Raw genomic sequence first — 26,129 nt, 5'->3', positions numbered from 1 at the left:
CTCAAAAAATAAGAATCTCAACAAATAGGAATCTGAACAAATATGTATACAGTTAGCTTAAACAGAAGTTGTTCGGTTAACCGTGGTGTGGAACACAAATCTGAGGCTTTGAGATAAAGCTGGCAGTAGTAGCTTTATCTCAAAGCCTTCCCCCGGATCTTACCTAAGTAAGAGAGAAGGGCGGGGGAGGCTTTAGCGTTAGCGATTAATCAAATTGATTAGACGTATTCGCTTCACCCGCTGCTTTTAGTGCATTTTCACCAGCAAAGTATTCTTTGTGGTCGTCACCCATGTCTGAACCAGACATATTTTGGTGTTTAACACATGCGATACCTTGGCGAATCTCTTTACGTTGAACATTAGCAACGTAGCCCAACATGCCTTGGTCACCGAAGTATTCTTTTGCAAGGTTGTCGGTAGACAGTGCTGCTGTGTGGTAAGTCGGCAGAGTAATCAAGTGGTGGAAGATACCCGCTTCGCGAGATGCGTCCGCTTGGAATGTACGAATCTTCTCGTCAGCGCTTGCAGACAGTTCAGTTTCATCGTATTCCGCACTCATTAGGCTTGCACGGTCGTAAGCTGATACATCTTTACCTTCTGCTGCCATTGCATCGTATGCTTGTTGGCGGAAGTTTAATGTCCAGTTGAATGATGGAGAGTTGTTGTAAACCAGTTTCGCATTAGGGTGTACTTCACGTACGCCGTCCATCATCTCTTTGATTTGACCGATGTGTGGTTTCTCAGTCTCAATCCAAAGAAGGTCAGCACCCGCGTTGATTGCTTCAATACAGTCGAATACACAGCGGTCTTCACCCGTACCTTCGCGGAATTGGTATAAGCCTGAAGGCAGACGCTTAGGACGAACTAGCTTGCCGTCACGGTTGAAGCAAACATCACCTTCAGCCATATCTGCAACATCAATCTCTTCAACATCTAGGTAAGAGTTGTAGATGTCACCTTGGTCGCCTGGCTCTTTCACTACCGCGATTTCTTTTGTTAGGCCAGCACCTTGTGAATCGGTACGAGCAACGATGATGCCGTTGTCGATGCCTAGTTCAAGGAAAGCGTAACGAAGTGCGCGAAGTTTTGCGTGGAAATCAGCATGAGGAACCGTTACTTTGCCGTCTTGGTGACCACATTGCTTCTCATCGGCTACTTGGTTTTCGATTTGTAGACAACATGCACCCGCTTCAATCATCTGCTTAGCCATTAGGTAAGTCGCTTCTGCGTTACCGAAACCTGCATCGATATCCGCAATGATTGGTACTACGTGTGTTACGTGGTTGTCGATTTTGTCTTGGATTTGGTCTTGTCGATTCACATCACCCGCTTCACGTGCTGCGTCTAGTTGACGGAACAAGCCACCTAGTTCACGAGCATCCGCTTGACGTAGGAAGGTGTATAGCTCTTCTACTAGGCCAGCAACTGACGTTTTCTCATGCATAGATTGGTCTGGAAGTGGACCGAAGTCAGAGCGAAGTGCCGCGACCATCCAACCTGAAAGGTATAGGTAACGACGGTCTGTCTTGCCATCAAAGTGCTTCTTAATCGAAATCAGCTTTTGTTGGCCGATGAAACCGTGCCAGCAACCCAGAGACTGAGTGTATTGAGAGCTGTCTTCGTCGTAAGCCGCCATGTCTGCACGCATAATATCTGCCGTGTATTGCGCAATATCCAGACCTGTTTTGAATTTGTTTTGAGCTCGCATACGAGCTGCAGATTCAGGGTTGATTGCATCCCATGGAGCACCAGCAGCGCTTTTTGCAACTTCAATCTTTTCGATATCTTGTGTAATTTGCGACATAACTATTCCTTAGTTTCACGTGGACATGTTGGCCAATTTGGCGAGGTCATTCGATTTGGATTAAATCTAACCATGGACAAAGAATAACCATGTATGTGATAATTTTGTTAATTTATAGTTATTATATTCGGTATTTTTCTTATGAATATTGCTCGTATAGACCTTAATTTACTTGTGTATTTAGACATGTTGCTGCGTGAAAGAAACGTAACACGAGCAGCAAATCAGTTGGGAATAACTCAGCCAGCCATGAGTAATGGCCTGCGTCGATTGCGTGATCTATTTGAAGACCCGCTGTTGGTGAGAACCAGTGAAGGGATGATACCGACCGAGCGAGCACATAAACTGCAGCCATTGATAAGAAACATCTTGGCGAATGTAGAAAAGACATTGCAACCGACCACGGAGTTTAATGCAGAAGACAGTGAGCGTGTGTTTCGTATCATGGCGAGCGACTATGCTGAGTCGACCATTATTCAGCCGCTATTGAAAAAGTTGAGCGAGATAGCACCGAAAATACGCTTAGATATTATGACGCCAAGTGACGTGAGTTATCAGGATGTGGAGCAAGGCACTGTTGATATTATCATCAACCGTTTTGACGATATTCCACAGTCATTCCATCAGATGAGCCTTTGGCACGACGGGTTCTCTTGCCTATTTAGTTGTGATAACCCGATAGCGGACAACTTCGATATTTTGTCTTATCTAAAGGCGCAACATATCTGGGTAAGTAAGACGGGTATGGGCACCGGCGTTGGGATTAACCCAAGCGAAGCGCAAAAGCTTGGTTGGATAGATGAAGCATTAATGCGCATTGGCAAAACGCGTAATATCACGGTGTTCACACGACACTACCTGTCGGCGATTCTCTTCGCTCAACAGAAGAACCTGATCCTGACCATTCCAACCAAAGCGGCACAATTGCAGCGCAATAATCCTCGGTTGTTAATCAAACCTGCGCCATTTGCTATTGAACCCTTTGAGGTGAAGATGGCGTGGAGTCCATTGTTACAAACCAATCCAGACCATCAGTGGATGCGCCGATTGATTAAAAGTGTCGCCAATGAAATAGAGAGTGGTGTGACGGAATAACACAGTTTGCAGGGTATTTTTTATATGAATATCCAGTATAACTGGCATAAATTAGCTAAATTTATGTCCGTTGCGTAAGTTTAAGTTAGTAAAGTAAATTTGAGCTAGTAACGTGAATTTAAGCCAGTTACGTAGATTTAATGAGTAGTCATCAGTTAGTTTGAGAGAGATTTTATGAGCAGTCGTATTCAACAGGGAAGCTTGAACATTGATAGCACCCTCTACCAATTAATTAATGAGCAGGTGATTCCTGGAACAAGCATTATCGCTGAAGACTTTTGGCAATCATTTGCAACCATCCTTGAAGATTTGGCTCCAAAGAACCGCGCATTGCTTATTAAGCGCGACGATCTTCAACATCGAATTGATGTTTGGCATCAAGAGCGTGCCGGACAAGCGCTAGATCCTGTGGAGTACAAAGAGTTCTTACAGCAGATTGGCTACTTAGTCCCTGAGGGCGAAGACTTTCAAGTTACCACTGCAAGCGTAGAGCCTGAAATTGCAACACAAGCGGGCCCGCAGCTCGTTGTGCCTATTATGAATGCACGTTTTGCACTTAACGCAGCTAATGCGCGTTGGGGCAGTTTATACGATGCGCTCTACGGAACCGATGTCATCAGTGAAAGTGATGGTGCAGAAAAAGGCGGAAGCTTTAACCCTGTACGTGGCGCTAAAGTCGTGAGCTACGCTCGAGGTTTCCTTGATGATGCTGCACCTCTCAACGGTGTTTCCCATAAAGACGTAACCAAATACAGCATCAGCAACGTCAGCATTGGCAATACACTGACAGCGACCTTAGACAACGGCGAAGAAGTCACTCTAATCGATCGCAACCAGTTCATTGGTTACCAAGGTGATGCAAGTGCGCCTTCAAGCATTCTGCTTAAGCACAACAATCTCCATATCGAAATTCAAATTGACCCGAGCGCGCCAATTGGCAGCGTTGATGTGGCTGGTATTAAAGATGTGCTGGTGGAATCGGCACTGACTACGATTATGGATTGCGAAGACTCAGTAGCGGCGGTTGATGGTGAAGACAAAGCACTGGCTTACCGTAACTGGTTAGGCTTGATGAAGGGTGATCTGCAAGAGTCGCTAGAGAAAAACGGCAAAACCATCGTTCGTAACCTCAACCCAGATCGTCAATACACCAGCGTGACGGGAGGCGAGATCTCGCTGAAAGGCCGCAGCATGTTGTTTATCCGTAATGTGGGCCATCTAATGACCAACCCTGCCATTATTGATGCTGACGGTAATGAAGTACCTGAAGGTATTATGGATGGCATGATCACTTCGCTAATCGCGATGCATGATTTAAAAGGTAACAGCGCGTACCAAAACTCGACCGCGAACAGCATCAATATTGTTAAACCTAAGATGCATGGTCCTGAAGAAGTCGCCTTCACCAATGAACTATTTGGTCGCATTGAAGATGCATTAGGTCTAGATCGATTCACGATCAAAGTCGGCATCATGGACGAAGAGCGTCGTACTTCGGTTAACCTTAAAGAATGTATTCGAGCGGCTAAAGATCGTGTTGTGTTCATCAACACAGGTTTCTTAGACCGAACGGGTGATGAGATTCACACCAGTATGGAAGCGGGACCATTCGCTCCTAAAACACAGCTGAAAACCATGACTTGGATTGGCGCATACGAAGATCAGAACGTTGATCTTGGCTTAGCTTGTGGCCTGCAAGGTAAAGCCCAGATTGGTAAAGGCATGTGGCCAGAGCCGGACAACATGGCGAAGATGATGGATGCGAAAATCGGACACCCACAAGCGGGTGCAAATACCGCTTGGGTTCCTTCTCCAACTGCCGCGACTTTGCATGCTTTGCACTATCACAAGGTGAGTGTTCCTAGCCGTCAGAAAGAGCTTCGTGAACGTGTGAGAGCGAACGTCGACGATATCCTGACTATCCCGCTACTAGGTAATCAAAAGCTGACTGCTAAAGATATCCAAAATGAATTGGACAACAATACTCAAGGTATTCTTGGCTACGTAGTTCGTTGGATTGACCAAGGAGTCGGTTGTTCGAAAGTGCCAGATATTAACGATGTAGGGTTAATGGAAGACCGAGCGACATTGCGTATTTCAAGCCAACACATCGCTAACTGGCTACGTCACGGTATTTGCGAGGAAGCCCAAGTAATGAAAACCATGAAGCGCATGGCAGCTGTGGTTGATGAGCAAAACTCTGGGGATCCAAGCTACCAAAACATGGCGCCAGATTTTGAAAATAGCATCGCTTTCTCAGCGGCTTGCCAGCTGGTATTCGAAGGTTGCGCTCAACCTAGTGGTTATACCGAGCCAGTGTTGCATGCGATGCGACTGAAGCTAAAAGGAACCGCACAATAAATAATAAAAGAAGTACCTCTTTTTGAACCGAGCCCAAGGTGCCGCGCTTTTATAGCGCGGCTTTTTTTTGATTCATTTTTGTGGTGGGAAAGGTGGGGAGTGGGGCAGGTTAGTGATCACTAAGACTTAATTATTTCTGAGCCCTAATCACTTCCGAGACCTAGTTACTACCAAAACACAGATACTTAATATCCATGTATTCATCGATGCCTTCTTTTGCGCCTTCACGGCCAATACCTGATTGCTTAACACCGCCGAAGGGCGCGACCTCGGTTGAGATGAGGCCATCATTAATACCGACCATACCGTACTCAAGTGCCTCTGCGATGTTCCATACTCGATGAATGTTCTGACTGTAGAAGTACGACGCTAATCCATAAATGGTGTCGTTTGCCATCTCAATAAGCTCTTCGTCTGTCTCGAATTGCATCACAGGAGCGACAGGGCCAAAGATCTCTTGCTGAACAATGTCCATGCTGTGTTTCACATTTTTTAAAATAACAGGCTGAAGGAAAAGCCCATCAAGCTCTTGAGTTGGCGTCACAGGTGTCGCGCCTTGTTCAATCGCTCGGTCAATCAAACCTTGAATGTTTTGTTTCGCTCTTTCACTGATAACCGGGCCAATAGTGACGCCTTCATCTAAGCCGTTACCAATCTTAAGCTGTTGAACCGCTTTATCGAATTTAGCCACGAACTCATCGTATACCTTACTGTGAACGTAGAATCGGTTTGCACAGACACATGTTTGTCCCGCATTACGGAATTTTGACGCCATTGCGCCTTGAACGGCCGCGTCGATGTCTGCATCGTCAAACACAATAAAAGGTGCGTTGCCACCGAGCTCCATAGAAGTGCGTTTGATGCCTTTTGCCGCTTGAGCCATCAAGATACTGCCGACTCGAGTCGAACCAGTAAAAGAGATCTTTTTGATCCGTGGGTGTGATGTGAAAAGCTCACCGATCTGTTCAGGGCTGTCGCCAAGCACCACTTGTAATAGATCTTTCGGAATACCCGCTTGGTAAGCCAGTTCAACCACAGCAAATGCAGAAAGCGGTGTTTCATCTGAAGGTTTTACGACGAAGCTACAACCAGCGGCTAGGGCAGGTGCTGCTTTACGAGTGATCATTGCAATAGGGAAGTTCCATGGCGTAATTGCACACGCGACTCCAATAGGCTGCTTGATGGTCACCAAGCGTTTGCCAGCGACTGTGCTAGGAATAGAATCACCATAAGTACGCTTGGCTTCTTCTGCGAACCACTCAATAAAGCTCGCGCCATACACGACTTCGCCTGTCGCTTCTGCTAACGGTTTACCCTGCTCAATCGTCATGATTCGAGCCAGATCTTCTTTGTTTTCAAGGATCAGTTGGTGCCAACGGTGTAGTGATGCAGCACGAGATTTAGCTGGAACCTTGGCCCACTCTTTCTGTGCAACATGAGCACGTTCAATCGCGTTTGCTAACTCTGCTTGTGATGAAATAGGTGCGTGTCCGACGAGTTCACCTGTCGCAGGGTTTGTGACTGCAACTGCGTTGTTCGTTTCTGTCACCATAAAAGAGAGTAAGTGCTGGTTCTTAATGTTTAGCATCGTGATTCCTTTGTTGTGATTACTTTAGACGTGTTGCTTATATGCGGGTTGGCGAGTGTTTAAATGACTTCGACCAACCGTTGATTGGTCGAAGATTGTGGTTACTACTCAATAATACAGTGTTTCTTGTTTTCAAGATGAAAACACCTACCCTTTTTCTTGAAATGATTACCATAGCGCTGCGTGTTGACTGTGATTGAATCGGTTATTACACAAATTCAAACAACACGTAAAAGTGTTTCTACTGAGTCCTCAACCCAGTTAGATAAAGGGCTGGGGGCTCAAAATTCCGGTTTGTGTAAAAAAGCAATTTAGTAAAATTAACACTGTGAAATTTTTGTTGTGAAATTGTTTCGAAAATACAAGTAGTATGAAATACATGGAAGCAACACAGTAAAGAACAATTTTGAAAAGGGTCAATCAGGATTTTTGACCTACATGAAATTCAAAGCCGTAAGAGGGAAAGACTATGAATATGCTGACACTAGACAGAACAGAACTTCACAGAAACCATTCAACATTTATTGCTGAAGCTGTCTTTGCCGTAGAAATGGTGAAAGCAGACAAGCAGCTCGAAAAACAAAAAATGGCGAAACAGTTGCTTGATACTCTATTTCCTCTTGAGGCTGGTTCACACGAAGACGCAGTGAGCTATGAGATTGATTATCGACATGTGCAGGTTTACTTCAAAAATGGCGAACATACTGGCCTAAAACGAGCGAAGCACTTTGTTGCTTTCACCGGCGATAAGTCTAAGCCTTCAGCAATCCTATTTCGTGATGAAAGCGGTACACACGTTGAAGTGACAATCGGTGCTCGTAAAGGCACTGGCTACTTAGAATTGGTTGATATTCAAGATATCCAGTTAGAGACATGCACCACGTTTGGCCAAACTGAGGCGAGCCGTTCTTCTGGCATCCGTCACTGGGTGAGCTTAGTGAAAGGCGATGAAAGCGGTCGACCGAACGCTTCAAGTGAAGATAAAGAGTTCACGGCAAAAAATGGCGAAGACTATAACCTAGGTTTTTGCTTCGCGATCTAATGTGCTGTCTTTGAAATGTGAAGTGCTGCTCTGCTAGACGTAGCACTGACATTTGAATACTGATTTCTCTTTTACCTTTGGTAATTTCCCCGCCCCTATAGCGGGGCTTTTTTGTTAGAGCTATAAATAAATTAGGCTGTTGTTGATTTTATCTTTAGAAAGTTTGCATGAGATTTTACAGTGCGTTATTTTTATTTAAAGTGCTGTATTTAAACATGTTTATTTGTTTATTTTATTCTGTTTTTATTGGCTTGACTATCACTATTGACGGTGGTTTGGGTGACTATTGAGCTAAAACTCAGTCAAAATGCTTTGAGCTGTGCTATAATCCGCGCCTTGGGATTGAGCCAATAAGTCCATTTATCACCAATCATTGTGATTTTTATCGCCTCTATTTAGGTGGTGCGGCGAGCCAATCAAGTAGTAATTGGATATGGAGAGCGTCCTTATATTCGTTGATTCGGATATGCGAACATCATAATTTATGAGTTTTAAATCAAAAAAATACAGTATCGATTCTACTGACTATCAAGTTGGTCAAGATAACGTCAGTAAATGGGGCATGGATGTCCACAACACCGTCTTCATAGCCTCAGTAGGCTTATCTCTTCTCTTCATCATCACTCTTCTTGCTCTTCCTCCAGCAGACGCTAAAGCTGCTATTGATTCTATTAAGGGTGCTGTTTTATCAAAGTTTGACTTCCTGTTTATGTGGGGAGCTAACATCATGCTAGCGTTTGCTGTTGTTCTAGCATTTTCACCGTTGGGTAAGATTCGCCTAGGTGGCGAAGATGCGACGGCGGACTATTCGATGTCATCTTGGATTGCGATGTTATTCGCAGCCGGTATGGGTATCGGGCTTATTTTCTGGGGTGTTGCTGAGCCAACCGCGTTCTTCACGAACTGGTTCGGAACACCATTAGATGCGGAACCTTTTACAGAAGCAGGCCGTGAACTGGCACTTGGTGCAACCGTATTCCACTGGGGCTTTCATGCATGGGCTATCTATGGCATGACGGCGCTTTGTCTAGCGTACTTTGTTTACAACAAAGGCTTACCGCTATCAATGCGTTCTGTGTTTTACCCAATACTGGGTGAACGAGTTTGGGGTAAAACAGGTGATGTGATCGACGTACTAACGGTACTGGTTACTCTGTTTGGCCTTGCGACTTCATTGGGCCTAGGTGGTACGCAAGCAGCAAGTGGTATTAGCCACGTGTTTGGCTTGGAAAACAACATCTACCTTCAGCAATCTATTATCGTTTTGATTATGGGTTTGGCGATCATCTCTGTTATGCGTGGCATGGACGGTGGTGTTAAGTTCCTAAGTAACCTGAACATGGTTATAGCGTTCGTATTCCTTGGTCTTATCGCTGTATTGAACTTTACGACAGTGCTTGATTCTGTGGCGACTGCGGCAACGGGCTATGTGAAAAACATCGTAGCTTTGAGCCAAAGTGCGGGTCGTGAAGACACAACATGGCTGCATGGCTGGACTGTGTTCTACTGGGCATGGTGGGTTGCGTATGCACCATTCTTCGGTATGTTCGTAGCGCGTATTTCTAAGGGCCGGACGGTTCGTGAGTTCCTACTTTGCGTACTGATTATCCCAACATTGGTGACGTCGGCTTGGATGTCGATCTTCGGTGGTGTGGCTATCGAGCAAGTAATTAACCATGTGGGACAACTTGGCCTCGACCAAGGCATTACAGACGTATCTCTAAGCTTGTTCTACATGCTAGATGCTTACTCGTTCGGTAGCATTCTGTCAGTTCTCGCGGTCGCACTGATCATTGTGTTCTTCGTTACAACGTTAGACTCAGGCTCTATCGTTATCGATGGCATGACGGCGGGTGGTAAGCTTGAAGTTCCTGTTAAACAGAAAGTGGTTTGGGCGGTTATCTCAGGTGCTATCGCAATGGTAATGCTGTGGATTGGTGGTACTCAATCTATCCAAGCTCTGCAATCGATCACGATCATTGCTGCACTGCCGTTTACGATCATTCTTCTGATTGGCTGTTTTAGCTTGTTGAAAGGTCTACTGACTGAAGTAGATAAAGGACAAGAAAACGTTAGTGAAATCGCTAAATAAAGTAATCGAGTATGGGGAGTATATAGTTCGCTAATTACTCCTTATTCAGCGTTATTTCAAAGCTCTCTTGTGCTGTGTGCAAGGGAGCTTTTTTATGCCCAAGAAGAAATCAAAGACAAGTAGAAAAGACAAAAAAAAGAGCCACAAGTGAATCGTCACTTGTGGCTCTTTTTAGTTTTAGGGAGCAGCTATTAGCTAATAGCTTACGCGTTCAATTCATGTTGAATTACGTAATCCAAAGCACCGACTACCGCTGCAACTTGAGCGTCATTACACTCTTCGTCAGTCACTTTGTCGCTGTCTGGGTAAACCTCTGTGGTTGTTCCGTACTTACAGTCGGTCACGCCGCCACATAAGCCAAGCTTCTTCATTGGGTAGTTGATCACACCGTGTTGAGTGACATCTGAACCAATGATCTTGCCTTCGTCATCCGCAGGCGCAATGTGCGTTACTTTTTCTACTGAAGCAATGACTGCCGCTTGGAATTCTGGTTGCGGGTTTTCTGTATCGCCAACCGTGTAGAAACCATCTGGGATCATACCTTCGATGTACTCAATACCATCACGAGCAGCGAGTGCGGGTCGGAATTCAGTTTCATCAGAGTCTGTCGTCTCATGCAGGTCAACGTGAACCAATACTTCTGGCAAAGAGGCCACTAAAGCTCGTAGGTTTGCTGATTCTTCTGCTGGCGTATCGTCATAGAAAGAACGGTTTGGATCAACAGCATTTGGGTTCCAGCGGTTGATCACTTCGTAACCCCAAGGGCTTACACAAGGTGCTACTACAATGTTGAAGTGCGCTGCGTATTTCTCTGCTTGGGTCGCTGCAAATTTGATAGCGCCATGCACACCACTGGTTTCGTAACCGTGAACGCCACCTGTAACGAGAATGGTCGGCTTTGACTCGTCCCAGTTTTTGCTCTTAATTGCGAAAAGTGGGAAGCGAGCTTCGTCGTAGCTCAGTGCGCCGTATTGTTCGATGTCAAAACGGTCTGCAAGTGCTTTAATCTTTGGCACAATTTCTTGTTGGTATTCACGCTTAACCGTTCTTTGAGCAAACCATGCTTCACGTTCTGCTTGTTGCCACTTTTGTCCCGGTTTACCGATAGGGTAGGTGTAAGTACTTTCCATTGTTTTTATCTCTGTGGAGTAAGTTGCGATTGAGTGAGAATAATCAGCAGAAGAGTATCGTGCAACTCTTATTGAGTGGACTTATGTTACAAGCGATTGGTATTTTTAATGTTGTTTATGGATAGCCTCGTTTGCTGTGCTGCTTTTTTTGTAATGAGTTTTTCCTTTTTCTAGGTTATATCAAATGCTAACGTCCGATACCGAAATCGGTGCTTTCTATAAAACTAGTGTTGCACTGGTGAAGCAAGGGAAGGTAAGTCCTGCTTTGTCAATTTTCCTTGCTCATCAGTTAAAGCACAGACCGTATTTCGACCATTTTCTTTTGCGTAATATAAGGCTTCATCCGCGCGTTTAATCATACTGGGAACCTTGTCTTCAGCCCAAAGTTCAGACAGCCCAAAACTTGCTGTCAGATTGGCACTTTGCTGTCGCCAAAACTTGGTCTCTTCGATAATTATTCGTAACTTCTCAGCTACCTTACATGCTTCACCGATACGGGTATCAGGCAATACAATCAAGAACTCTTCGCCGCCATAGCGGAACGGTATATCTGCGGCTCTAAGGTTGTGTTGGAGAATGATGCCTATTTTTTTCAATACTTGATCGCCAGTCTGGTGACCATGTTGATCGTTGACCTGTTTAAAGTGGTCGATATCGAGAATGATCACCGATAAGGGGTGATGATGCCTTACGCTGCGCATCCATTCTCGTCTTAACATTTCATTCATAGCGCGGCGATTATACAACTGGGTTAAGCTGTCTTTCATTGATGAGCTATAAAGTGATTGCATCAATCTGGCGTTTAGAAGCCAGTTGTAAGTGAAGCCGATCGTGCTAAGCAAAATAGCAGTCATGATGAACGCAAGTTGATGGATGCTACTTGCTTGTAAAAAGTCGTCAATATTAGGTTCCTTAAGGGTTATCCAGATCCTAACTAGCATGAAAATAGAGTGAGCACTGAATACACTCATCAATAGTACAAGCGCTGCTTTGACATCAGCGACAGTGCCTGTTTTTATGACCAATACACTGGCCACAGTACATAACGTGATATAAAAACTCATCGTTATCACTCTCGCATTGGTTGATGCATCGTAGAGGGTGAAGTAAATCAAGGTAACGATGACGACTGGTAATCCCAAGAAAACGCAAACGCTATAGAGCGAGGGCGATTGTCTTAATTGAGTCAGGCTAAACACCATTGAAGCGAATCCGCCGGCTATTGCCATATTTGATGTTATTTTTGAGAGCCAAGGTGAAATGTGGGAGCCAAAGCTCAGTAATGAAAACCCTACCATTAATAAAAATATGGCACAGAAAAAACTGCGCATTCCTAGAATACGAGCTTGGCTTTGTTGTTTGATTACTAGACCGATACAGTACGTACCAGACAAAAACACCATAATTAAACACAAAGTTCGAATATCTAAGTCTAGAGTCATATTTTACCGCTGATTTTTAACCGTACTTTTTGGGTGGTTATAAGGTAAGGTTAGGCGCTAATTGCCTAGAATCAAGGGTATTAAGAGATAATAAAAAAGCCCTTCACTTATGTGAAGGGCTTAGTGTTTTATAAGTTGTAATGAGCGCTTAAGCTTTACAACATCGGACTACTATTTTACAGCCCAAGCAATCGTTTCACCGCCACGGATTGGCACAACGATGTCTGAACCGAAAGGCATGGTTTCAGCAACATTCCACTCTTCTTTAACGAGCGTGATTGTGTCTGCATTATGTGGCATGCCGTAGAAATCCGGACCATTGTGGCTTGCAAACGCTTCCAAGTTCTCAATCTTGCCTTCTAAATCGAATACTTCAGCGTACAGTTCAACCGCAGCGTGTGCTGTGTAAGAACCTGCACAACCACATGCTGACTCTTTAGCGCCTTTCGCGTGTGGCGCAGAATCGGTACCCAAGAAGAACTTCTTGCTACCGCTTGTTGCCGCTTCGATAAGTGCTAACTGGTGTGTGTTGCGCTTAAGGATAGGTAGGCAGTAGAAATGTGGCTTAATGCCGCCAACCAGCATGTGGTTACGGTTGTAAAGCAAGTGGTGAGCTGTGATGGTTGCCGCTACGTTCTCGTTAGCGTTCTTAACGAAAGTCGCTGCATCTGCAGTCGTGATGTGCTCTAGAACGATCTTCAGGTTAGGGAAGTCGTTAACAATCGGTGCTAGAACCGTGTCTAGGAACTCTTTTTCACGGTCAAAGATATCAACATCGTGAGCCGTTACTTCACCGTGTACCAGCAGCAACATACCCACTTCTTGCATCGCTTCTAGTACGTGGTAGATCTTTTGAGCTGAAGTTACACCTGAATCCGAGTTTGTCGTCGCGCCAGCAGGGTATAGCTTCGCCGCTACAACAGCGCCAGATTCTTTCGCTTTGCGAATTTCATCAGGTGTTGTGTTGTCTGTTAGGTAAAGTGCCATTAGAGGCTGGAACTGTTCACTTGGCTGCTCTGCCATGATGCGTTCACGGTAAGCAAGAGCCATTTCGGTATCGGTTACCGGTGGGATGGTGTTTGGCATGATTAACGCTCGACCATTGTAGCGGCTGATATCGCGGACTGTATCTTTTAATACTTCGCCATCGCGTAGATGAACGTGCCAGTCGTCAGGACGAGTAATCGTAAGTTGTGTCATTGAAGGCTCCCACCATTTGAAGTGTTATGTAGTTGGAGCCTAAACTCAGCGAAATCTGTGAAAGCAATCGCTTACGTTTAGGCGACAGGATGATAGTGGAAAAGCACTTTCATTTCATCCTATTTTTAACTCTTCAGGGTTAGGAGCTTGTTTTTATGGATATTTTATTCGGTATCTATTTGTTAATAAGGGTTAGCGGGTGGCTACCCACAGACCATGGATCATTCCTGGAACCCAGAAGAAGAAGGTCAGGACGATGTTAATCAGCAAATCTTTACCTGCACCGCGAGCGAAGAACACACCAACGGGCGGAAGCAATACACATAAAATGATAATGACGAGTTTGTTCATGATAAATCCTTTTTATTCAATGAAAGTTCAATGCGATAACCGTGTTCATATTATAGAACGTATAGAGAGTGTTAATGCATTGCTGTCTTAATGTATACAAGGCAGTGATTTAAACATCTCAAGATATTAGCTTAGTATCAAGTGTTTAATGCCTGCCAGTTTATCTATTTATAACCATTTGTTAGCATTGGGACAAACAACAAAACATTGGAATCGTTATGTCGCAGTCACCTTTAGATCAAGCTCCCTCTTTATCTCAAATCAATGTGTTTCCGGTTAAATCAGTGGGCGGGATCGCACTCTCTTCTGCTTGGGTCGAAAAACAGGGTCTTACTTTCGACAGACGTTTTATGTTGGCACTGGCTGATGGCTCAATGGTGACAGCGCGTAAGTATCCGAAAATGGTCAAGGTATCTTCAAGCCTGCAACCAGACGGTTTGATCTTTACTTATGAAGGTAAAGAGCCGCTGCGTCTAAAGTATGCAAATTTCAAGATGCAAGAAGCACCAGCAACGGTTTGGAAAGACAATTTTACGGCTTACACCACCAATGATGAAGCCGATGATTGGTTCAGTGATGTGCTCGGAGTTCGTGTTGAGTTGCTGTTTTCTGGTGAGCAATCGAATCGAGTGCGTGAAAAGCTTGGCCATAATGTCAGTTTCGCTGACGGCTATCCAATGTTAGTGATCAGCCAAGCCTCTCTAGATGAGCTTAATCGCCGCAGCCCTGAAGTTCACTCTATGGATCAGTTCCGGACCAACTTTGTTGTTTCGAATACAGAAGCTTTTGCTGAAGATGGTTGGAAGCGTATCCGTATCGGTGAGGTTGAGTTCGAAGCGGTGAAGCCTTGCGAGCGTTGTATCCTAACGACAGTTGATGTTGAGCGTGGCGAATTTAGATCAACAAAAGAGCCTCTTAATACCTTCTCTACATTCAGAGCTAACGAGCGTGGTGGCGTTTTCTTTGGTCAGAATCTTGTGGCTAAAAATGAAGGTTTGGTTAAAGCGGGTGATGTGGTTGAAGTACTCGAAACCAAAGAGAAAGAACACTACGAAGACACTTGGGTTGAGTCGTTACATTTAACGTGTGTTGAGCGTGAAGAGATCGCTCGTGACTTTACGACCTTTTGGTTAGAGCCTGCCAAAGAAAACCATTCATTGCCAAGCTATCAGCCAGGGCAACATCTTCCGATTGAGATGGTGATTGATGGCGAGAAGGTTTCTCGTCGTTACACGTTATCTTCTAGTCCTTCACGATCGGGTCGTTTAGCGATTTCAGTGAAGCGAGTGGACGATGGTCAAATCTCTAACTGGTTAAATGATCACTTCCAAGTAGGTGATACTTTGGTTGCTCAAAATCCAGATGGTGCGTTCTACTTAGAAGCGAATCCAACTCACCCGTTACTGCTTTTGTCTGCAGGCAGCGGCATTACGCCAATGTTGTCGATGCTTCGTTATTTGGCCGATCATGGCCAGATTGGTGATGTGGTTTTCTACCATCAGTGTAGCAGTGAAGAAGACATCCCTTACCAAGCTGAGATTGATAAGATCGCCAGTGAGCACGCGGGTCTTCGTGTGATTTATTCATTAAGCCAACCAACCAAAGAGTGGGATGGTCTGTCTGGCCGTTTGAGCGTGTCTCATGTCGCTAAAGTTGAAGAGTTACACAAGCGCCAAGCGTTCGTGTGTGGCCCTGACGGCTTTATGGATAATGCTAAGAAACTGCTGATTCAAATGGGGCTCAACCCTCAGCATTACCATCAAGAAGCGTTTGGTGTCGCTCAGTCAACAGAAGAGACGGTGAAGCAGCTACAGTTAAGTGTGAACGGCTACCTGTTCGAAGGTAATAATCAATCAACCTTGCTAGAGCAAGCGGAGTCGGCGGGGGTGTCTATTGCTTCAAGTTGTCGTGCGGGTTTCTGCGGTGCTTGTAAAGTGACGCTTGAGTCCGGACAAGTTCATCAACCGGATGTCCCTGCATTGCAAGATCATGAACGTAATATGGGGCAGATCTTGGCGTGTTGTAGCGTGCCTCAAACCGATATCGAAGTTGTAGATTAACGACTCGTTAGATCATTACGAAAAACGCATTAAAGAACACTAAATAGAAAAGGCCGGAAGTTCGTAAATGAGCTTCCGGCCTTTTTGATTCTGAGCTAATTCAAAGATTAATCGTAGATCGTTGGGGTTGGTTGACGCTTGTGCTGTGTTACTTTGTAGATGCCAACTAAGCGATCGGATACGTCTTGAGGTACTGTTTTACCTTCAAGGAAATCATCGATTTGATCGTAAGAAAGGTTCAATGCTGCTTCATCGGCTTTCTGTGGATCAAGCTCTTCTAGATCAGCAGTGGGTACTTTCTTAACAAGTTGCTCTGGAGCGCCCAACGTTGCTGCAAGCTCACGAACTTGGCGTTTGTTCAAACCAAATAGTGGTGCTAAATCACATGCGCCGTCACCGTGCTTAGTGTAGAAACCAGTGATGTTTTCCGCTGAGTGGTCGGTACCGATGACAAGACCACCAACGTAACCAGCAATTTCGTATTGTGCGATCATGCGAGCACGAGCTTTCACGTTGCCTTTCACAAAGTCGATTTTTGCTGAATCTGTTGGTAGTAGACCTGTGCCTTCAAGAGCAACGTGAGAGGCTGCGTGAAGCCCGTCAACACCCGCTTTAATGTTGACAGAAACAGATTGAGAAGGCTGAATGAAAGAGAGAGCAAGCTGTGCTTCGTCTTCATCTTTTTGTTCACCGTAAGGTAGACGAACCGCGATGAATTGGTACTCGTCGCTACCAGCGCTTTCATTTAGGCTATCAACGGCCATCTGTGCCAAGCGGCCACAGGTTGTTGAGTCGACACCACCACTGATACCAAGGATCAGTGATTTGCATCCTGACTGTTGAAGTTTCGTTTTGATAAACTCCACACGACGAGTCACTTCGAAGTGAGGGTCAATTGAAGGTAGTACGCGCATTTCGTCACGAATTAACTGTTCCATTCGTATTCCTTTCCTGCAAGCAAATTAAAAATCTAGTGTTATCATACCTAAATCATCCGATTTAAAAACCTCTTTGCACAAGCTTAGAAAGAGAAGGCAGTAATAAGTAATGGAAAAAATAGCCATTTTCGGTAGTGCGTTTAATCCACCGAGTTTAGGGCATAAAAGTGTGATTGATTCATTGGCTCACTTTGACAAAATCCTGCTCGTTCCAAGTATTGCACATGCTTGGGGAAAAGAGATGCTAGACTTTGATACGAGATGTCAGTTAGTTAACGCATTTATTAGCGATCTTTCATTGGAGCAAGTGGAGCTTTCTTTGGTCGAAAAGAGCCTATTTACTCCAGGTGAAAGCGTAACGACTTATGCGGTGCTCAGCGCACTTCAGAAGTTACATCGTGATGCGGAACTCACGTTCGTTATAGGTCCTGACAACTTCTTTAAGTTCTCATCTTTTTATAAATCAGATGAGATTACTGAGCAGTGGTCTGTAATGGCTTGCCCTGAAAAAGTGAAAATTCGTAGTACTGATATCCGCAATGCACTGATAAGTGGAAGCGATGTTGCAAAACTGAGTACAAAGTCAGTTACAAAGATATTGCAAGATAGTGGACTGTATACAATAATGTAGATTCACTCACTCAAGAGGTCTGATGACTATGCTAAAGCGCGCGATACCAGCGACGATGATCATTGCAGCATGCAGTTTACCTGCATATGCTGAGTGTGATTTTTTTAGCCTAGATTCGGTAATGCTGACTTCTGATGACGAAAATAGCTGTTTAGACTTTTCTACGAGCCTTGAAGCTTTCGGCCAAAGTATGTTGGAGCTTAGTGGGTTAAGCGAACCAGAACCTCAAACTAAGCCTGATTACTGGTCTGATTGGGTTATTCAAAGCAAAGATGCGCCTTTGTTAACTCAGAGCATTGAGTCTAACTATGTTGGTCTCGGTATGTGGTTTCCAGAAGAGCTGGAAGATGAACAGTATAATATGTCGACAGAAGAGTGGTTGATGAACCATGGTCTTCAGCTGAGCATAGGTTTTGGTGATAAAGTAGAAGGGCAGCCGCGTATGCGTTTTGATTACCGTTGGCATGACTCTAGTGATGCAGACTTAATGATGCAGGTTGAGCTGCCATTCTAGACAGGTAGTTCATTCTTTTCTGTCTAAGTGCTAAGAATTAAAAAAGCCGCGAAAACTGAGTTTTTGCGGCTTTTTAGTATTTGGCTTGCTAGTTTTAATACCAGCTCTCACTTACCGCCAAGCTATAAATCTTCACCAAACACGAGCATGCACAGTTGCTCGAACTCTTCTTCTTTACCTGAGAACAGGTCATCAATCACAAGAGTACGTTTCTGACCTGATTGCATTCGTTTCTTCGCCTCGCGCATTACCATCACCAATGTGTGCTCTTGCGGTAAGTTCGAATCATCAACATTCCATTGATTGAATCGCTGAGACAGAGCACTTTCACAAAGCAGTGGTTTAAACGACAACACTTCTTGCTTCAATACAGAAAGCATATCTTTAAACGCTTGCTCAGTATTATTCGTTTTTAGACTACGAGACTTAGTAACTTCTAGCTTTTCTAGCAACGCAGAAGAGAGGTTCGTTTGCGTGACGTATCCCGCTTGTCTTGGGAATGAATCCGTCAAGCGCACAGAAAAGTCGACACGATTGACCTGTGTGTTTGGAAAGTAGGTCAGTGATGTTAGGCAGTCATATGGAACCCAGACGCTCTGACCTGGCTCGACGGCATACTCTTGTTTGCCCAGCTTAATCAAAACCAAACCACTTTGAACCGATACAAGGCTATGCTTAAGTACTTTTTTGCGTGGTGTAATCACCAGGTGTGAAAAGTAAGCCGATGTATATTCAATAGCGAAGTTCATAGATAGTACCTTAGTCTTGGGGCGTCAAGATTACCGTTAATCTTAAAGAATGCCAATAATAACAGGGCATTTTCGATGTTTCTGGTCTGACCTTGTCAAAAGTATGGGCTCTGTAGCTGCGATAAGTCAAAACAACGCGTAGAATGAGCCAGCTTTTTATTATATGAATGAAAAAATGACCTCTCCAACCGATCCATATGTTGATATTCGTCCTTACGGCGATGATGAAATTCCAGCGGCACTAAACCGTCTTATTAATGATGAAGAATTTATCAGTGCGATCTTGCACTATCGTTTTTCAAACCATGCGTCTTGGTTCAAAGCGTTAATGAGCCCGATCTTGCGAGTGTACTTGAAAATGAAATGGAGCAAGCTGACTAGCGTTGAATCCATTCAGATCGAAGTGAAAAAGTACTTACGCGATACGCTCGCTAAAACCACCAAAGGGGTGACATACACGGGTTTAGAGTCACTGGATGCGAACCAAGCGTACCTGTTTGTATCAAACCATCGTGACATTGCTATGGATCCAGCGTTAGTTAATTACGCTTTGCATCTGAAAAATCATCAAACTTGCCGTATTGCCATTGGTGATAACCTACTAAAGAAGCCATGTGCGACTGAATTGATGCGTCTGAACAAAAGCTTCATCGTAAAGCGTTCTCTAAAAGGGCCACGTGAAATGATGAAAGCGCTTGGACAATTGTCTTCGTACATTAAGCACTCTCTAGAAACAGGTAACTCTATTTGGATCGCTCAGAAAGAAGGTCGTGCAAAAGACGGCAATGACTTCACAGAGCCAGCAATTCTGAAGATGTTCCATGTTGAAGGGCGTAAGCAAAAAATCGTATTTCCTGAGTACGTGAAATCATTGAAGATCGTTCCTGTGGCTATTTCATACGAAAACGATCCATGTGACACCGCGAAAGCAATAGAGCTTTTTGAAAAAGACGTAAACGGCAGTTACGAAAAGGGTGAGTTTGAAGATATCGAAAGTATCATTCAAGGCATCATCGGTAATAAAGGGCGTGTTCATGTTGGTTTTGGTCAGGTTATTGACCAAGATTTCGATACGCCTGAAGCACTTGCTCAAGAGATTGACCGCCAGATCCATGATAACTACAAACTATTTCCTGTGAACTTACTGGCTGCAGAAAAAGAAGACGAGTCGATTACAGCTGCGGTGAAGCAAGAGTTTGAAGATAAACTATCGAGTTTGCCACAAGGTGCTCGTCAGTACTTGATCGATAGCTATGCGAACCCAGTGAAGAATATTGGTTAACGAGCGTTAGCAAACAAGTTCGTTGATTGAATTGAAAAAGGAGCCTAAGGCTCCTTTTTTATAGCGGTATAGGTGTCTTTTTCTAAGTACTGCTATTACCGTCAATCAATCAATCAATGAATCGAACGGCAGGTTAGCGAGCAACAGCACCACCAAGATCTAATTGGGTCGGCCACGTGGTAATCGTGTTACCACCTAGGTAGATATTGCCTTTGACCGTCATGGTATCGGGAAATTCTGTAATTGCAGATCCGCCAATATATAAATCGCCATCAACCACTATCCCGTTTGGTAGCTCGGTTAAAGGAGTACGGATCACGCTTAGGTCTCCTTTTACTCTAAAGCCGTTGGGAAGCCGTATTAGGGGGGTATCTGTGAGGTTGATGAATCCACCCACTCTCACACCTCTTGGCCAACGGGTAATCTTACTTCCTATCAAGTCGGCGTAGCCTTTTATTTTTACGCCCGATGGAACTCGGGCTAGTAGGCTGTTACCGCCTTTAAGGCTTCCGTTAACTTCCAACCCTTTGGGAAGGCGAGTGATTGCGGTGTTTTCTATATTTAAATTGCCATCGACGACCAATCCTGTCGGTAGTGATGTATAGGGCTTATTTCGTAAATATAAGTTTCCGTAATTATCCAGATGGTTCAATATTTGATACTGATCGAGTGGTTCTGCAGTCACATTTGTTATGGTTAAAGAACCAATAATAAGTACGATTATTCGGAGCATAACAAGCTTCTTATTACGATAGACGTTAACACTATAATGAAAAAATTATTCTCGCATAGTGTTTTACTCATTTGTTGGTCGGTAAAAAAGAATAGAACACAATGAAAGGCGAATCTGTGATTGAAATAAAGCGTCAAATTCTAAAAGGCTTTGTGATTGTAACTTCTGTATTTTGTTCAGCATCAGCGAATGCTAATAAAATAATATCAACGCCCGCTAAGGCTGCAGTCGTCGTCACTCAGAGTGGTTCACAGCAACGAGTTTGTTATTATGATGATAAGGCCTATAGCCTAGGTGCGGTCGTTGAAGTTTCAGGAGTGTTGATTCGATGTGCTGCCGAAAATGATTTTGAGACCAATGGTGCTCTAGGCTGGATTGAGATTATAAAAAAAGACGAGAAATAAACTCGTCTTTCATTGGTATGAGTGTTGGTGCTTATATTAACGTGCTAGAGAGCGAGTCTTAAGTTCGAAAATAATCTTCTCAGCGCTGACTTCAAACTTAAAGCGAGCATTTAATTCTGTGCTTTCTTCTGTCAGTTCTGATGCTTCAAACTCAACGTTGCTAGACACTTGTTTAGCAAGCTCAACGTACTTAGCAAACTCAGTTTCAATGAGTGCTTTAGAGTTACCGTAAACCGTTACTTCGGCAACATCGTCGCCTTCTTTAATGATAAACCCGATTTCACCTGCGCAGCCGCAAGCCTCACATACATCATTGTTACCAATATCTTGGCTCATAAATAATCCTCTTACAAAGTCTGCGGTTATTCTAGCGAGCAATTTGAACTGTATCTACAAAAATCAAAATCTTTGAACTAATTTTTACTGGTATGCTATGCTGTTTGATAGGATATTTAATGAATATGTATATTCGCGACGATAAATATGTATGTGATTAATATCACGTTTTCCTGAAGAGGTACGTTATTTATTTGTCAGAATATCATTCACTTAGTTGCGCCAGGATTGATTTTATAAGAGTATCTATCGCTTGACAGTTATTTATACAATGAATTTTTCGTTGGGTATTTCATATTCTAAGTAGTTATTTAAACTTATCGACTTAGGATTGTAAGGTGATTTTCGAAGAATAATTAAACAAAGTGCCCAAAGAGGCAACACTGTAAAATTGTTCGTACAAAGTATTTGTGGGTATTTAATGGAAATACTTGCGAAAAAATACCTTGCTCACATAATGCTGATAACGATTTTCATTCTGACTTCATTCGGTTGAGTTAGATGGATTTACAAAGAGAAGAACCTGAATATGCCAAAGCGTAGTAAAGAAGATACAGAAATCACGATCCAGAAGATCATGGATGCCGTTGTAGACCAGTTATTGAGATTGGGTTACGACAAAATGTCATACACGACGTTGAGTCAACAAACAGGCGTTTCTCGTACAGGTATAAGTCATCACTTTCCAAAGAAAACGGATTTTACTGCTGCTCTAGACGGTCGTATTTTCAAGATGTTTATGGAACACATTGACTTTGAAAATGGCCTTGATGCATTTTCGGCTAGCTGGGTTGCAGCACTTGAAGATGCTGAGTTCCTAGCGATCTTACGTTTACTTTTCCATCATATCGTTACTGCCGAGAATGCACATGAGTTTGCGGCAAACGGTATCGACCGCTTGTACAAGCTAACTGAAACTCAGTTTGGTGATGCTAGTGGTAAAGAACTAGAGTGGTTGATTGGTAAGTCATTGATTCATATGAGCCAATAATCAACACGCAATGAAAGAAGCTCCTGAGGGGGCTTTTTTTGTACCTGTAGTTTCACTTTTCTTTCTTTTTTCCTCTAGCTCTCACACCGTTGTCGTTATCTTGTCTTTGTGCTGAATAAAGTTATTTCTTTTCTTTTTAGATATTTAGGGTTTCGCCTGCATCTTTCTGAGTAACTAAAAGCTTACTAACATTAACTGATGGTGTTTATTTCTAGAGCCTCAAACGCTCAAGGTGAGCCGTTTTAAGGGGTATTGCCATGGTAGCTAACAAAATTGATTTTAAGGCGAGAGAGGGGCTGTGAGACAATAAAAAGCCTCGAAGAAATCGAGGCGGTGAATGGTGTGGTTGTTAGAGAAAGCGAATACTCAAAACGAACCTGTTCTTAATCGAGCTTATTGTGCGGGATGAACCTGGGGGAAGTTCATGGTTGGGTGCTTTTCTACAATACTTATGTAGCCGTACACATCTTCAATCATCGAAGGCTTAAGTGCTTCCCAAGGGCTGCCATCGCAAACTAAGTTTCCCTCTTTCAAAACTATCAATCGATCTGAGTATTGAGCGGCTAGGTTTAAGTCATGTAAAACTACGATAACCGCGGCATTGTGGTTGTCGGCTAACTCTCTCGCGATCTTTAACGTGTTGTGCTGATGGGCAAGATCCAGTGCTGATGTGGGTTCATCAAGCATCAAGATACATTGGTCACCAGAATAGTGAAGTTGGGTTAGCACTCGAGCCAAGTGAACACGCTGTTTTTCACCGCCAGATAGAGAAGGGTAGAGCCTTTTGCTTAGGTGAGACACATCGGCAACATCCATTTTCTGGCTAGCTATGCTAGTGAGCTTCTTGTTGGACTCTTGCAACGGGATACCACCAAGCTCGACAACTTCGTGTGCCAGAAAAGGGAAGGTCAACGTACTATGTTGAGGAAGCATCGCCAAGTGCTTAGCCAACTTTTGAGAAGACCACTTGTTTTTGGTGTGTCCAAAATACTGAATATCACCAGTGCTCGATATCTCCTGACATAAAGCTTTCAGCAGCGTACTTTTTCCTGCGCCGTTTGGTCCAAGTAGTGTGGTTACCTTTCCTGCTTCAATCTCAATAGAAACGCCATCTAAAATCACTTTGTTGCCGAACTTCACTTCGATGTCGGTTGCTTTTAACGCTGCAGGAAACATTAAAGGATTCTCCCTTTCTGTTGAAATAGTAGATACAAGAAAAATGGAGCGCCGATGATTGCAGTGACAATACCAACTGGCAATTCAGCTGGAGCCAGTGCCACGCGTGAGGCCATGTCTGCAGCTGTTAATAGTAACGCGCCTAACACTGCTGATAGTGGCAACAGAATTCGGTGGTCAGGGCCAGCCAACATACGACCTAAATGAGGAATAACCAGTCCGATGAAGCCAATCATGCCAGACAAGCTAACCGTGATACCAACGCCCGCAGCCGTCAGTAGAATCAGCTTTCGCTTGAGTTTCTGTACTGGGATGCCAAGGTGTTGCGCTTCTGACTCGCCCAGTAATAGAGCATTCAGTGACATTGCTTGGCGGTAGAAAACAACAAACAATCCAACGAGTGTGACAGCAGCAAGTAAAATTCCGGACCACTTAGCACCCGCCAATGAACCCATCGACCACAACGAAAGATCACGTAGCATTTGGTCATCAGCAATGAAATTCAAGAAGCCAATACCTGCGCCTGACAATGCACTGATCGCAACACCCGCTAATAACATGATGGTCACCGAGGTACCAAATTTTCCCGTACCTAGCTTATAAACTAGCAGGGTGGTTAAAGCGCCACCTAAAAAGGCAAATACTGGTACGGCCGCAAAGTTCATAAAAGCAGGGTATTGAAGTGAAAGCTCAGAGAAAAGAACAATGGCCAACGCCGCGCCTAATGCAGCTCCGGCAGAGACGCCTATGATCCCAGGTTCTGCAAGCGGGTTTCGAAACAGTCCCTGCATGACCGCACCACATAATGCGAGAATCGCGCCGATTAGCATACATAAGATGGTTCTCGGTAAGCGGATCTCTTGAATCACCAAATTGATGTGGGGAGCTAAGTCATTGCTGGGTTGGAATAGGCTGGCTGCGCTGTCAGCTAAGCTTATGTCCATAGGCCCAACGGTGACCGAGTACAGCGCGGTTAAGACTAGGATAGCGCCAAAGCCTAACATCGATGTTTTTAGTGGGACGGATCGTAACAACATAAAGAGCCTCAATGTCTATCACTAGCTTCAATCCTCGTAACCGATTTTGCGAAAGCGACGCAGTAATGAGGATTGAGCAAGTAACAGTAAAAATAGGGTAGTGAGTTATAGCGGATAGATAAGTTATAGCGGATAGATAAGTGCGTTTATTCGCTTCGCTTCAGAAAGGCTTTCAAGACCAAGCCCTCCAACTAGAGCGCTGCCCTTTACGGTAATGATTTGCTTGTTCATGCCTGCTGGGGTTGCCGCTAGCATAGGTAACGATTTAAGAATGGCATCAGCGCCGCCCATTTTCTGGTAGCTACGGCCACTGACTAAAATCACATCTGGTTGCATTTCTACCAGTGATTCCATCGATAATGGCTTGTATGACGTTAGGCTTTGAGCCGCAGGGTTAACACCGCCAGCCAGTTCAATGATAGCGTTGGGTGATGTTTCACCGCCAGCAACGTTTGCAGGACGGCCTTCATGCAGTAATAGGAACAGAACTTTCTTCGCTTCGTTGTTGGGTACTTGGTTAGCTTCCAGTGCCGCAATCTTCTGATTTACTTCTGCTTTAACTTGCTGTGAGTGAGCTTCGGTATGGGTAATCTTTGCAATTTGATCGATACGCTTCAATAGCCCTTCAACGTTTGCTTCGGTGTTAACGATCTCGACATCGATACCCACAGATTTTAATTGAGAAATGGCGTTGTCTGGCCCCATCTCATCTGAGCCAATCAGTGTGGTTGGCGATAAGGCAATCAACCCTTCTGCAGAAAGGTTTCGGTGGTAACCAATCTTTGGTAGCGTTTTTGATTGAGGTAAGTGACTGGTCACATCAATTGCAATCAACTGCTCTTCAGCACCCAAAGCAAGAACTAATTCGGTAACTGCGCTGCCAGCACTGATGATTCTAGGTTGTTTTGTGTCGTCAGCATTGGCGATAGGTGCTGCAAGTACCAACCCCATCGCGGCGATTGCGAGTAAATGTTTGTTGTTCTTTAATTTATTGAGCACTTTTAAGTCTTTCATAATAATTTATTTGTACTTTCTTTTGATGGAGAGTAATCGCGAAGATGCTTTGTGATCAGCCTGTCCGCATGTTGAGTTTGAATCGATAGAGAGCTGGCTTTGGTTATTTGGTCTTATCAATAAAGAGTCCAATCTCATAAAAGGTGCTAGGTCTCATGA

At 44.1% G+C, this 26,129-nt stretch carries 23 protein-coding genes; 10 read left to right on the top strand and 13 right to left on the bottom strand.

All coding sequences use genetic code 11. The features are described 5' to 3' along the window. Window positions 1–205 precede the first annotated feature (205 nt). On the bottom strand, window positions 206–1,804 hold the full coding sequence (locus tag ACED28_RS07205; protein ID WP_017102743.1) for an isocitrate lyase: 1,599 nt from the start codon (window positions 1,802–1,804) through the stop codon (window positions 206–208). A gap of 141 nt (window positions 1,805–1,945) precedes the next feature. Between ACED28_RS07205 and ACED28_RS07200 the strand changes: the two genes are divergently transcribed. Next, window positions 1,946–2,899, top strand: a complete 954-nt coding sequence (locus ACED28_RS07200; RefSeq protein WP_009845781.1) for a LysR family transcriptional regulator — start codon at window positions 1,946–1,948, stop codon at window positions 2,897–2,899. Window positions 2,900–3,073: 174 nt separating this feature from the next. Next, a complete protein-coding gene (locus tag ACED28_RS07195; protein ID WP_371709564.1) occupies window positions 3,074–5,260 on the top strand; it encodes a malate synthase G in 2,187 nt (728 codons plus the stop codon). A 160-nt stretch (window positions 5,261–5,420) separates the two neighbouring features. Here ACED28_RS07195 and ACED28_RS07190 read toward each other — a convergent pair whose 3' ends face one another. Beyond that, window positions 5,421–6,848: an NAD-dependent succinate-semialdehyde dehydrogenase gene (locus ACED28_RS07190; protein WP_371709563.1), complete on the bottom strand. Its 1,428-nt coding sequence runs from the start codon at window positions 6,846–6,848 to the stop codon at window positions 5,421–5,423. A gap of 469 nt (window positions 6,849–7,317) precedes the next feature. Between ACED28_RS07190 and ACED28_RS07185 the strand changes: the two genes are divergently transcribed. Together ACED28_RS07185 and ACED28_RS07180 are read left to right on the top strand one after the other, a co-directional pair. Next, complete coding sequence (locus ACED28_RS07185; protein WP_004731899.1) at window positions 7,318–7,890, top strand: malate synthase; 573 nt, start codon at window positions 7,318–7,320, stop codon at window positions 7,888–7,890. 484 nt (window positions 7,891–8,374) lie between these two features. Then, window positions 8,375–9,982, top strand: a complete 1,608-nt coding sequence (locus tag ACED28_RS07180) for a BCCT family transporter (protein WP_269334650.1) — start codon at window positions 8,375–8,377, stop codon at window positions 9,980–9,982. A gap of 203 nt (window positions 9,983–10,185) precedes the next feature. On the opposite strand, the gene ACED28_RS07175 is transcribed toward ACED28_RS07180, so the two are convergent. The 4 genes from ACED28_RS07175 to ACED28_RS07160 form a co-directional block, all read right to left on the bottom strand. Continuing rightward, window positions 10,186–11,112 carry a M14 family metallocarboxypeptidase gene (locus ACED28_RS07175; RefSeq protein WP_371709562.1) on the bottom strand — a complete coding sequence of 309 codons (927 nt, stop codon included), beginning with the start codon at window positions 11,110–11,112 and terminating at the stop codon, window positions 10,186–10,188. A gap of 224 nt (window positions 11,113–11,336) precedes the next feature. Then, a complete protein-coding gene (locus ACED28_RS07170; RefSeq protein ID WP_241909256.1) occupies window positions 11,337–12,554 on the bottom strand; it encodes a GGDEF domain-containing protein in 1,218 nt (405 codons plus the stop codon). A 171-nt stretch (window positions 12,555–12,725) separates the two neighbouring features. Continuing rightward, a complete protein-coding gene (pyrC, locus tag ACED28_RS07165) occupies window positions 12,726–13,754 on the bottom strand; it encodes a dihydroorotase (protein ID WP_371709561.1) in 1,029 nt (342 codons plus the stop codon). Between the two features lie 192 nt (window positions 13,755–13,946). Continuing rightward, window positions 13,947–14,105: a YqaE/Pmp3 family membrane protein gene (locus tag ACED28_RS07160; protein ID WP_008215717.1), complete on the bottom strand. Its 159-nt coding sequence runs from the start codon at window positions 14,103–14,105 to the stop codon at window positions 13,947–13,949. Between the two features lie 218 nt (window positions 14,106–14,323). Here ACED28_RS07160 and ACED28_RS07155 point away from each other — a divergent pair, with 218 nt between their 5' ends. After that, window positions 14,324–16,165: an MOSC N-terminal beta barrel domain-containing protein gene (locus ACED28_RS07155; RefSeq protein WP_371709560.1), complete on the top strand. Its 1,842-nt coding sequence runs from the start codon at window positions 14,324–14,326 to the stop codon at window positions 16,163–16,165. A 107-nt stretch (window positions 16,166–16,272) separates the two neighbouring features. On the opposite strand, the gene nadE is transcribed toward ACED28_RS07155, so the two are convergent. Then, on the bottom strand, window positions 16,273–17,103 hold the full coding sequence (gene nadE / locus ACED28_RS07150; protein ID WP_371709559.1) for an ammonia-dependent NAD(+) synthetase: 831 nt from the start codon (window positions 17,101–17,103) through the stop codon (window positions 16,273–16,275). Window positions 17,104–17,212: 109 nt separating this feature from the next. On the opposite strand from nadE, the gene ACED28_RS07145 reads away from it, so the two are divergent. Together ACED28_RS07145 and ACED28_RS07140 are read left to right on the top strand one after the other, a co-directional pair. Next, window positions 17,213–17,734, top strand: a complete 522-nt coding sequence (locus ACED28_RS07145) for a nicotinate-nicotinamide nucleotide adenylyltransferase (RefSeq protein WP_009845745.1) — start codon at window positions 17,213–17,215, stop codon at window positions 17,732–17,734. Window positions 17,735–17,756: 22 nt separating this feature from the next. After that, window positions 17,757–18,248, top strand: coding sequence for a hypothetical protein (locus ACED28_RS07140; protein WP_371709558.1), 492 nt, complete (start codon window positions 17,757–17,759; stop codon window positions 18,246–18,248). Between the two features lie 122 nt (window positions 18,249–18,370). On the opposite strand, the gene ACED28_RS07135 is transcribed toward ACED28_RS07140, so the two are convergent. Then, complete coding sequence (locus ACED28_RS07135; protein WP_017097078.1) at window positions 18,371–18,997, bottom strand: hypothetical protein; 627 nt, start codon at window positions 18,995–18,997, stop codon at window positions 18,371–18,373. A gap of 175 nt (window positions 18,998–19,172) precedes the next feature. On the opposite strand from ACED28_RS07135, the gene ACED28_RS07130 reads away from it, so the two are divergent. After that, entirely contained in the window at window positions 19,173–20,279 is a 1,107-nt protein-coding gene (locus ACED28_RS07130; RefSeq protein WP_029223825.1) for a 1-acyl-sn-glycerol-3-phosphate acyltransferase, read from the top strand. A 133-nt stretch (window positions 20,280–20,412) separates the two neighbouring features. Here ACED28_RS07130 and ACED28_RS07125 read toward each other — a convergent pair whose 3' ends face one another. Further along, window positions 20,413–21,012, bottom strand: a complete 600-nt coding sequence (locus tag ACED28_RS07125; RefSeq protein ID WP_017102755.1) for a hypothetical protein — start codon at window positions 21,010–21,012, stop codon at window positions 20,413–20,415. 101 nt (window positions 21,013–21,113) lie between these two features. Between ACED28_RS07125 and ACED28_RS07120 the strand changes: the two genes are divergently transcribed. Further along, entirely contained in the window at window positions 21,114–21,416 is a 303-nt protein-coding gene (locus ACED28_RS07120) for a YnjH family protein (protein WP_012600256.1), read from the top strand. Window positions 21,417–21,452: 36 nt separating this feature from the next. Here ACED28_RS07120 and ACED28_RS07115 read toward each other — a convergent pair whose 3' ends face one another. Next, window positions 21,453–21,752: a YfcZ/YiiS family protein gene (locus ACED28_RS07115; protein WP_009845739.1), complete on the bottom strand. Its 300-nt coding sequence runs from the start codon at window positions 21,750–21,752 to the stop codon at window positions 21,453–21,455. 529 nt (window positions 21,753–22,281) lie between these two features. Between ACED28_RS07115 and ACED28_RS07110 the strand changes: the two genes are divergently transcribed. Beyond that, window positions 22,282–22,743 (top strand): TetR/AcrR family transcriptional regulator, encoded by a 462-nt coding sequence (locus ACED28_RS07110; protein WP_009845738.1) that lies wholly within the window; start codon window positions 22,282–22,284, stop codon window positions 22,741–22,743. Window positions 22,744–23,136: 393 nt separating this feature from the next. On the opposite strand, the gene ACED28_RS07105 is transcribed toward ACED28_RS07110, so the two are convergent. The 3 genes from ACED28_RS07105 to ACED28_RS07095 form a co-directional block, all read right to left on the bottom strand. Then, window positions 23,137–23,919 (bottom strand): heme ABC transporter ATP-binding protein, encoded by a 783-nt coding sequence (locus tag ACED28_RS07105; protein WP_017100823.1) that lies wholly within the window; start codon window positions 23,917–23,919, stop codon window positions 23,137–23,139. Next, window positions 23,919–24,956 carry an iron ABC transporter permease gene (locus ACED28_RS07100; RefSeq protein ID WP_029225469.1) on the bottom strand — a complete coding sequence of 346 codons (1,038 nt, stop codon included), beginning with the start codon at window positions 24,954–24,956 and terminating at the stop codon, window positions 23,919–23,921. The genes ACED28_RS07105 and ACED28_RS07100 overlap by 1 nt, the downstream gene beginning before the upstream one ends. Before the next feature lie 123 nt (window positions 24,957–25,079). Further along, on the bottom strand, window positions 25,080–25,970 hold the full coding sequence (locus tag ACED28_RS07095) for a hemin ABC transporter substrate-binding protein (protein WP_371709557.1): 891 nt from the start codon (window positions 25,968–25,970) through the stop codon (window positions 25,080–25,082). Between the last annotated feature and the right edge of the window lie 159 nt (window positions 25,971–26,129).

Source organism: Vibrio sp. 1F253 (assembly GCF_041439295.1).
Taxonomy (GTDB): Bacteria; Pseudomonadota; Gammaproteobacteria; order Enterobacterales; family Vibrionaceae; genus Vibrio; species Vibrio tasmaniensis_A.
This window is presented reverse-complemented; position numbering and strand designations above follow the sequence as displayed.

What these genes read in the sequence shown, in the direction of transcription:
- ACED28_RS07125 (WP_017102755.1), bottom strand. Translation starts at nt 21,012, where the DNA reads ATGCTCCGAATAATCGTACTTATTATTGGTTCTTTAACCATAACAAAT.
- ACED28_RS07095 (WP_371709557.1), bottom strand. Translation starts at nt 25,970, where the DNA reads ATGAAAGACTTAAAAGTGCTCAATAAATTAAAGAACAACAAACATTTA.
- ACED28_RS07130 (WP_029223825.1), top strand. Translation starts at nt 19,173, where the DNA reads ATGACCTCTCCAACCGATCCATATGTTGATATTCGTCCTTACGGCGAT.
- ACED28_RS07205 (WP_017102743.1), bottom strand. Translation starts at nt 1,804, where the DNA reads ATGTCGCAAATTACACAAGATATCGAAAAGATTGAAGTTGCAAAAAGC.
- ACED28_RS07115 (WP_009845739.1), bottom strand. Translation starts at nt 21,752, where the DNA reads ATGAGCCAAGATATTGGTAACAATGATGTATGTGAGGCTTGCGGCTGC.
- ACED28_RS07175 (WP_371709562.1), bottom strand. Translation starts at nt 11,112, where the DNA reads ATGGAAAGTACTTACACCTACCCTATCGGTAAACCGGGACAAAAGTGG.
- ACED28_RS07195 (WP_371709564.1), top strand. Translation starts at nt 3,074, where the DNA reads ATGAGCAGTCGTATTCAACAGGGAAGCTTGAACATTGATAGCACCCTC.
- pyrC (WP_371709561.1), bottom strand. Translation starts at nt 13,754, where the DNA reads ATGACACAACTTACGATTACTCGTCCTGACGACTGGCACGTTCATCTA.
- ACED28_RS07185 (WP_004731899.1), top strand. Translation starts at nt 7,318, where the DNA reads ATGAATATGCTGACACTAGACAGAACAGAACTTCACAGAAACCATTCA.
- ACED28_RS07180 (WP_269334650.1), top strand. Translation starts at nt 8,375, where the DNA reads ATGAGTTTTAAATCAAAAAAATACAGTATCGATTCTACTGACTATCAA.
- ACED28_RS07145 (WP_009845745.1), top strand. Translation starts at nt 17,213, where the DNA reads ATGGAAAAAATAGCCATTTTCGGTAGTGCGTTTAATCCACCGAGTTTA.
- ACED28_RS07140 (WP_371709558.1), top strand. Translation starts at nt 17,757, where the DNA reads ATGACTATGCTAAAGCGCGCGATACCAGCGACGATGATCATTGCAGCA.
- ACED28_RS07155 (WP_371709560.1), top strand. Translation starts at nt 14,324, where the DNA reads ATGTCGCAGTCACCTTTAGATCAAGCTCCCTCTTTATCTCAAATCAAT.
- ACED28_RS07110 (WP_009845738.1), top strand. Translation starts at nt 22,282, where the DNA reads ATGCCAAAGCGTAGTAAAGAAGATACAGAAATCACGATCCAGAAGATC.
- ACED28_RS07170 (WP_241909256.1), bottom strand. Translation starts at nt 12,554, where the DNA reads ATGACTCTAGACTTAGATATTCGAACTTTGTGTTTAATTATGGTGTTT.
- ACED28_RS07100 (WP_029225469.1), bottom strand. Translation starts at nt 24,956, where the DNA reads ATGTTGTTACGATCCGTCCCACTAAAAACATCGATGTTAGGCTTTGGC.
- ACED28_RS07200 (WP_009845781.1), top strand. Translation starts at nt 1,946, where the DNA reads ATGAATATTGCTCGTATAGACCTTAATTTACTTGTGTATTTAGACATG.
- ACED28_RS07190 (WP_371709563.1), bottom strand. Translation starts at nt 6,848, where the DNA reads ATGCTAAACATTAAGAACCAGCACTTACTCTCTTTTATGGTGACAGAA.
- ACED28_RS07160 (WP_008215717.1), bottom strand. Translation starts at nt 14,105, where the DNA reads ATGAACAAACTCGTCATTATCATTTTATGTGTATTGCTTCCGCCCGTT.
- nadE (WP_371709559.1), bottom strand. Translation starts at nt 17,103, where the DNA reads ATGGAACAGTTAATTCGTGACGAAATGCGCGTACTACCTTCAATTGAC.
- ACED28_RS07105 (WP_017100823.1), bottom strand. Translation starts at nt 23,919, where the DNA reads ATGTTTCCTGCAGCGTTAAAAGCAACCGACATCGAAGTGAAGTTCGGC.
- ACED28_RS07120 (WP_012600256.1), top strand. Translation starts at nt 21,114, where the DNA reads ATGAAAGGCGAATCTGTGATTGAAATAAAGCGTCAAATTCTAAAAGGC.
- ACED28_RS07135 (WP_017097078.1), bottom strand. Translation starts at nt 18,997, where the DNA reads ATGAACTTCGCTATTGAATATACATCGGCTTACTTTTCACACCTGGTG.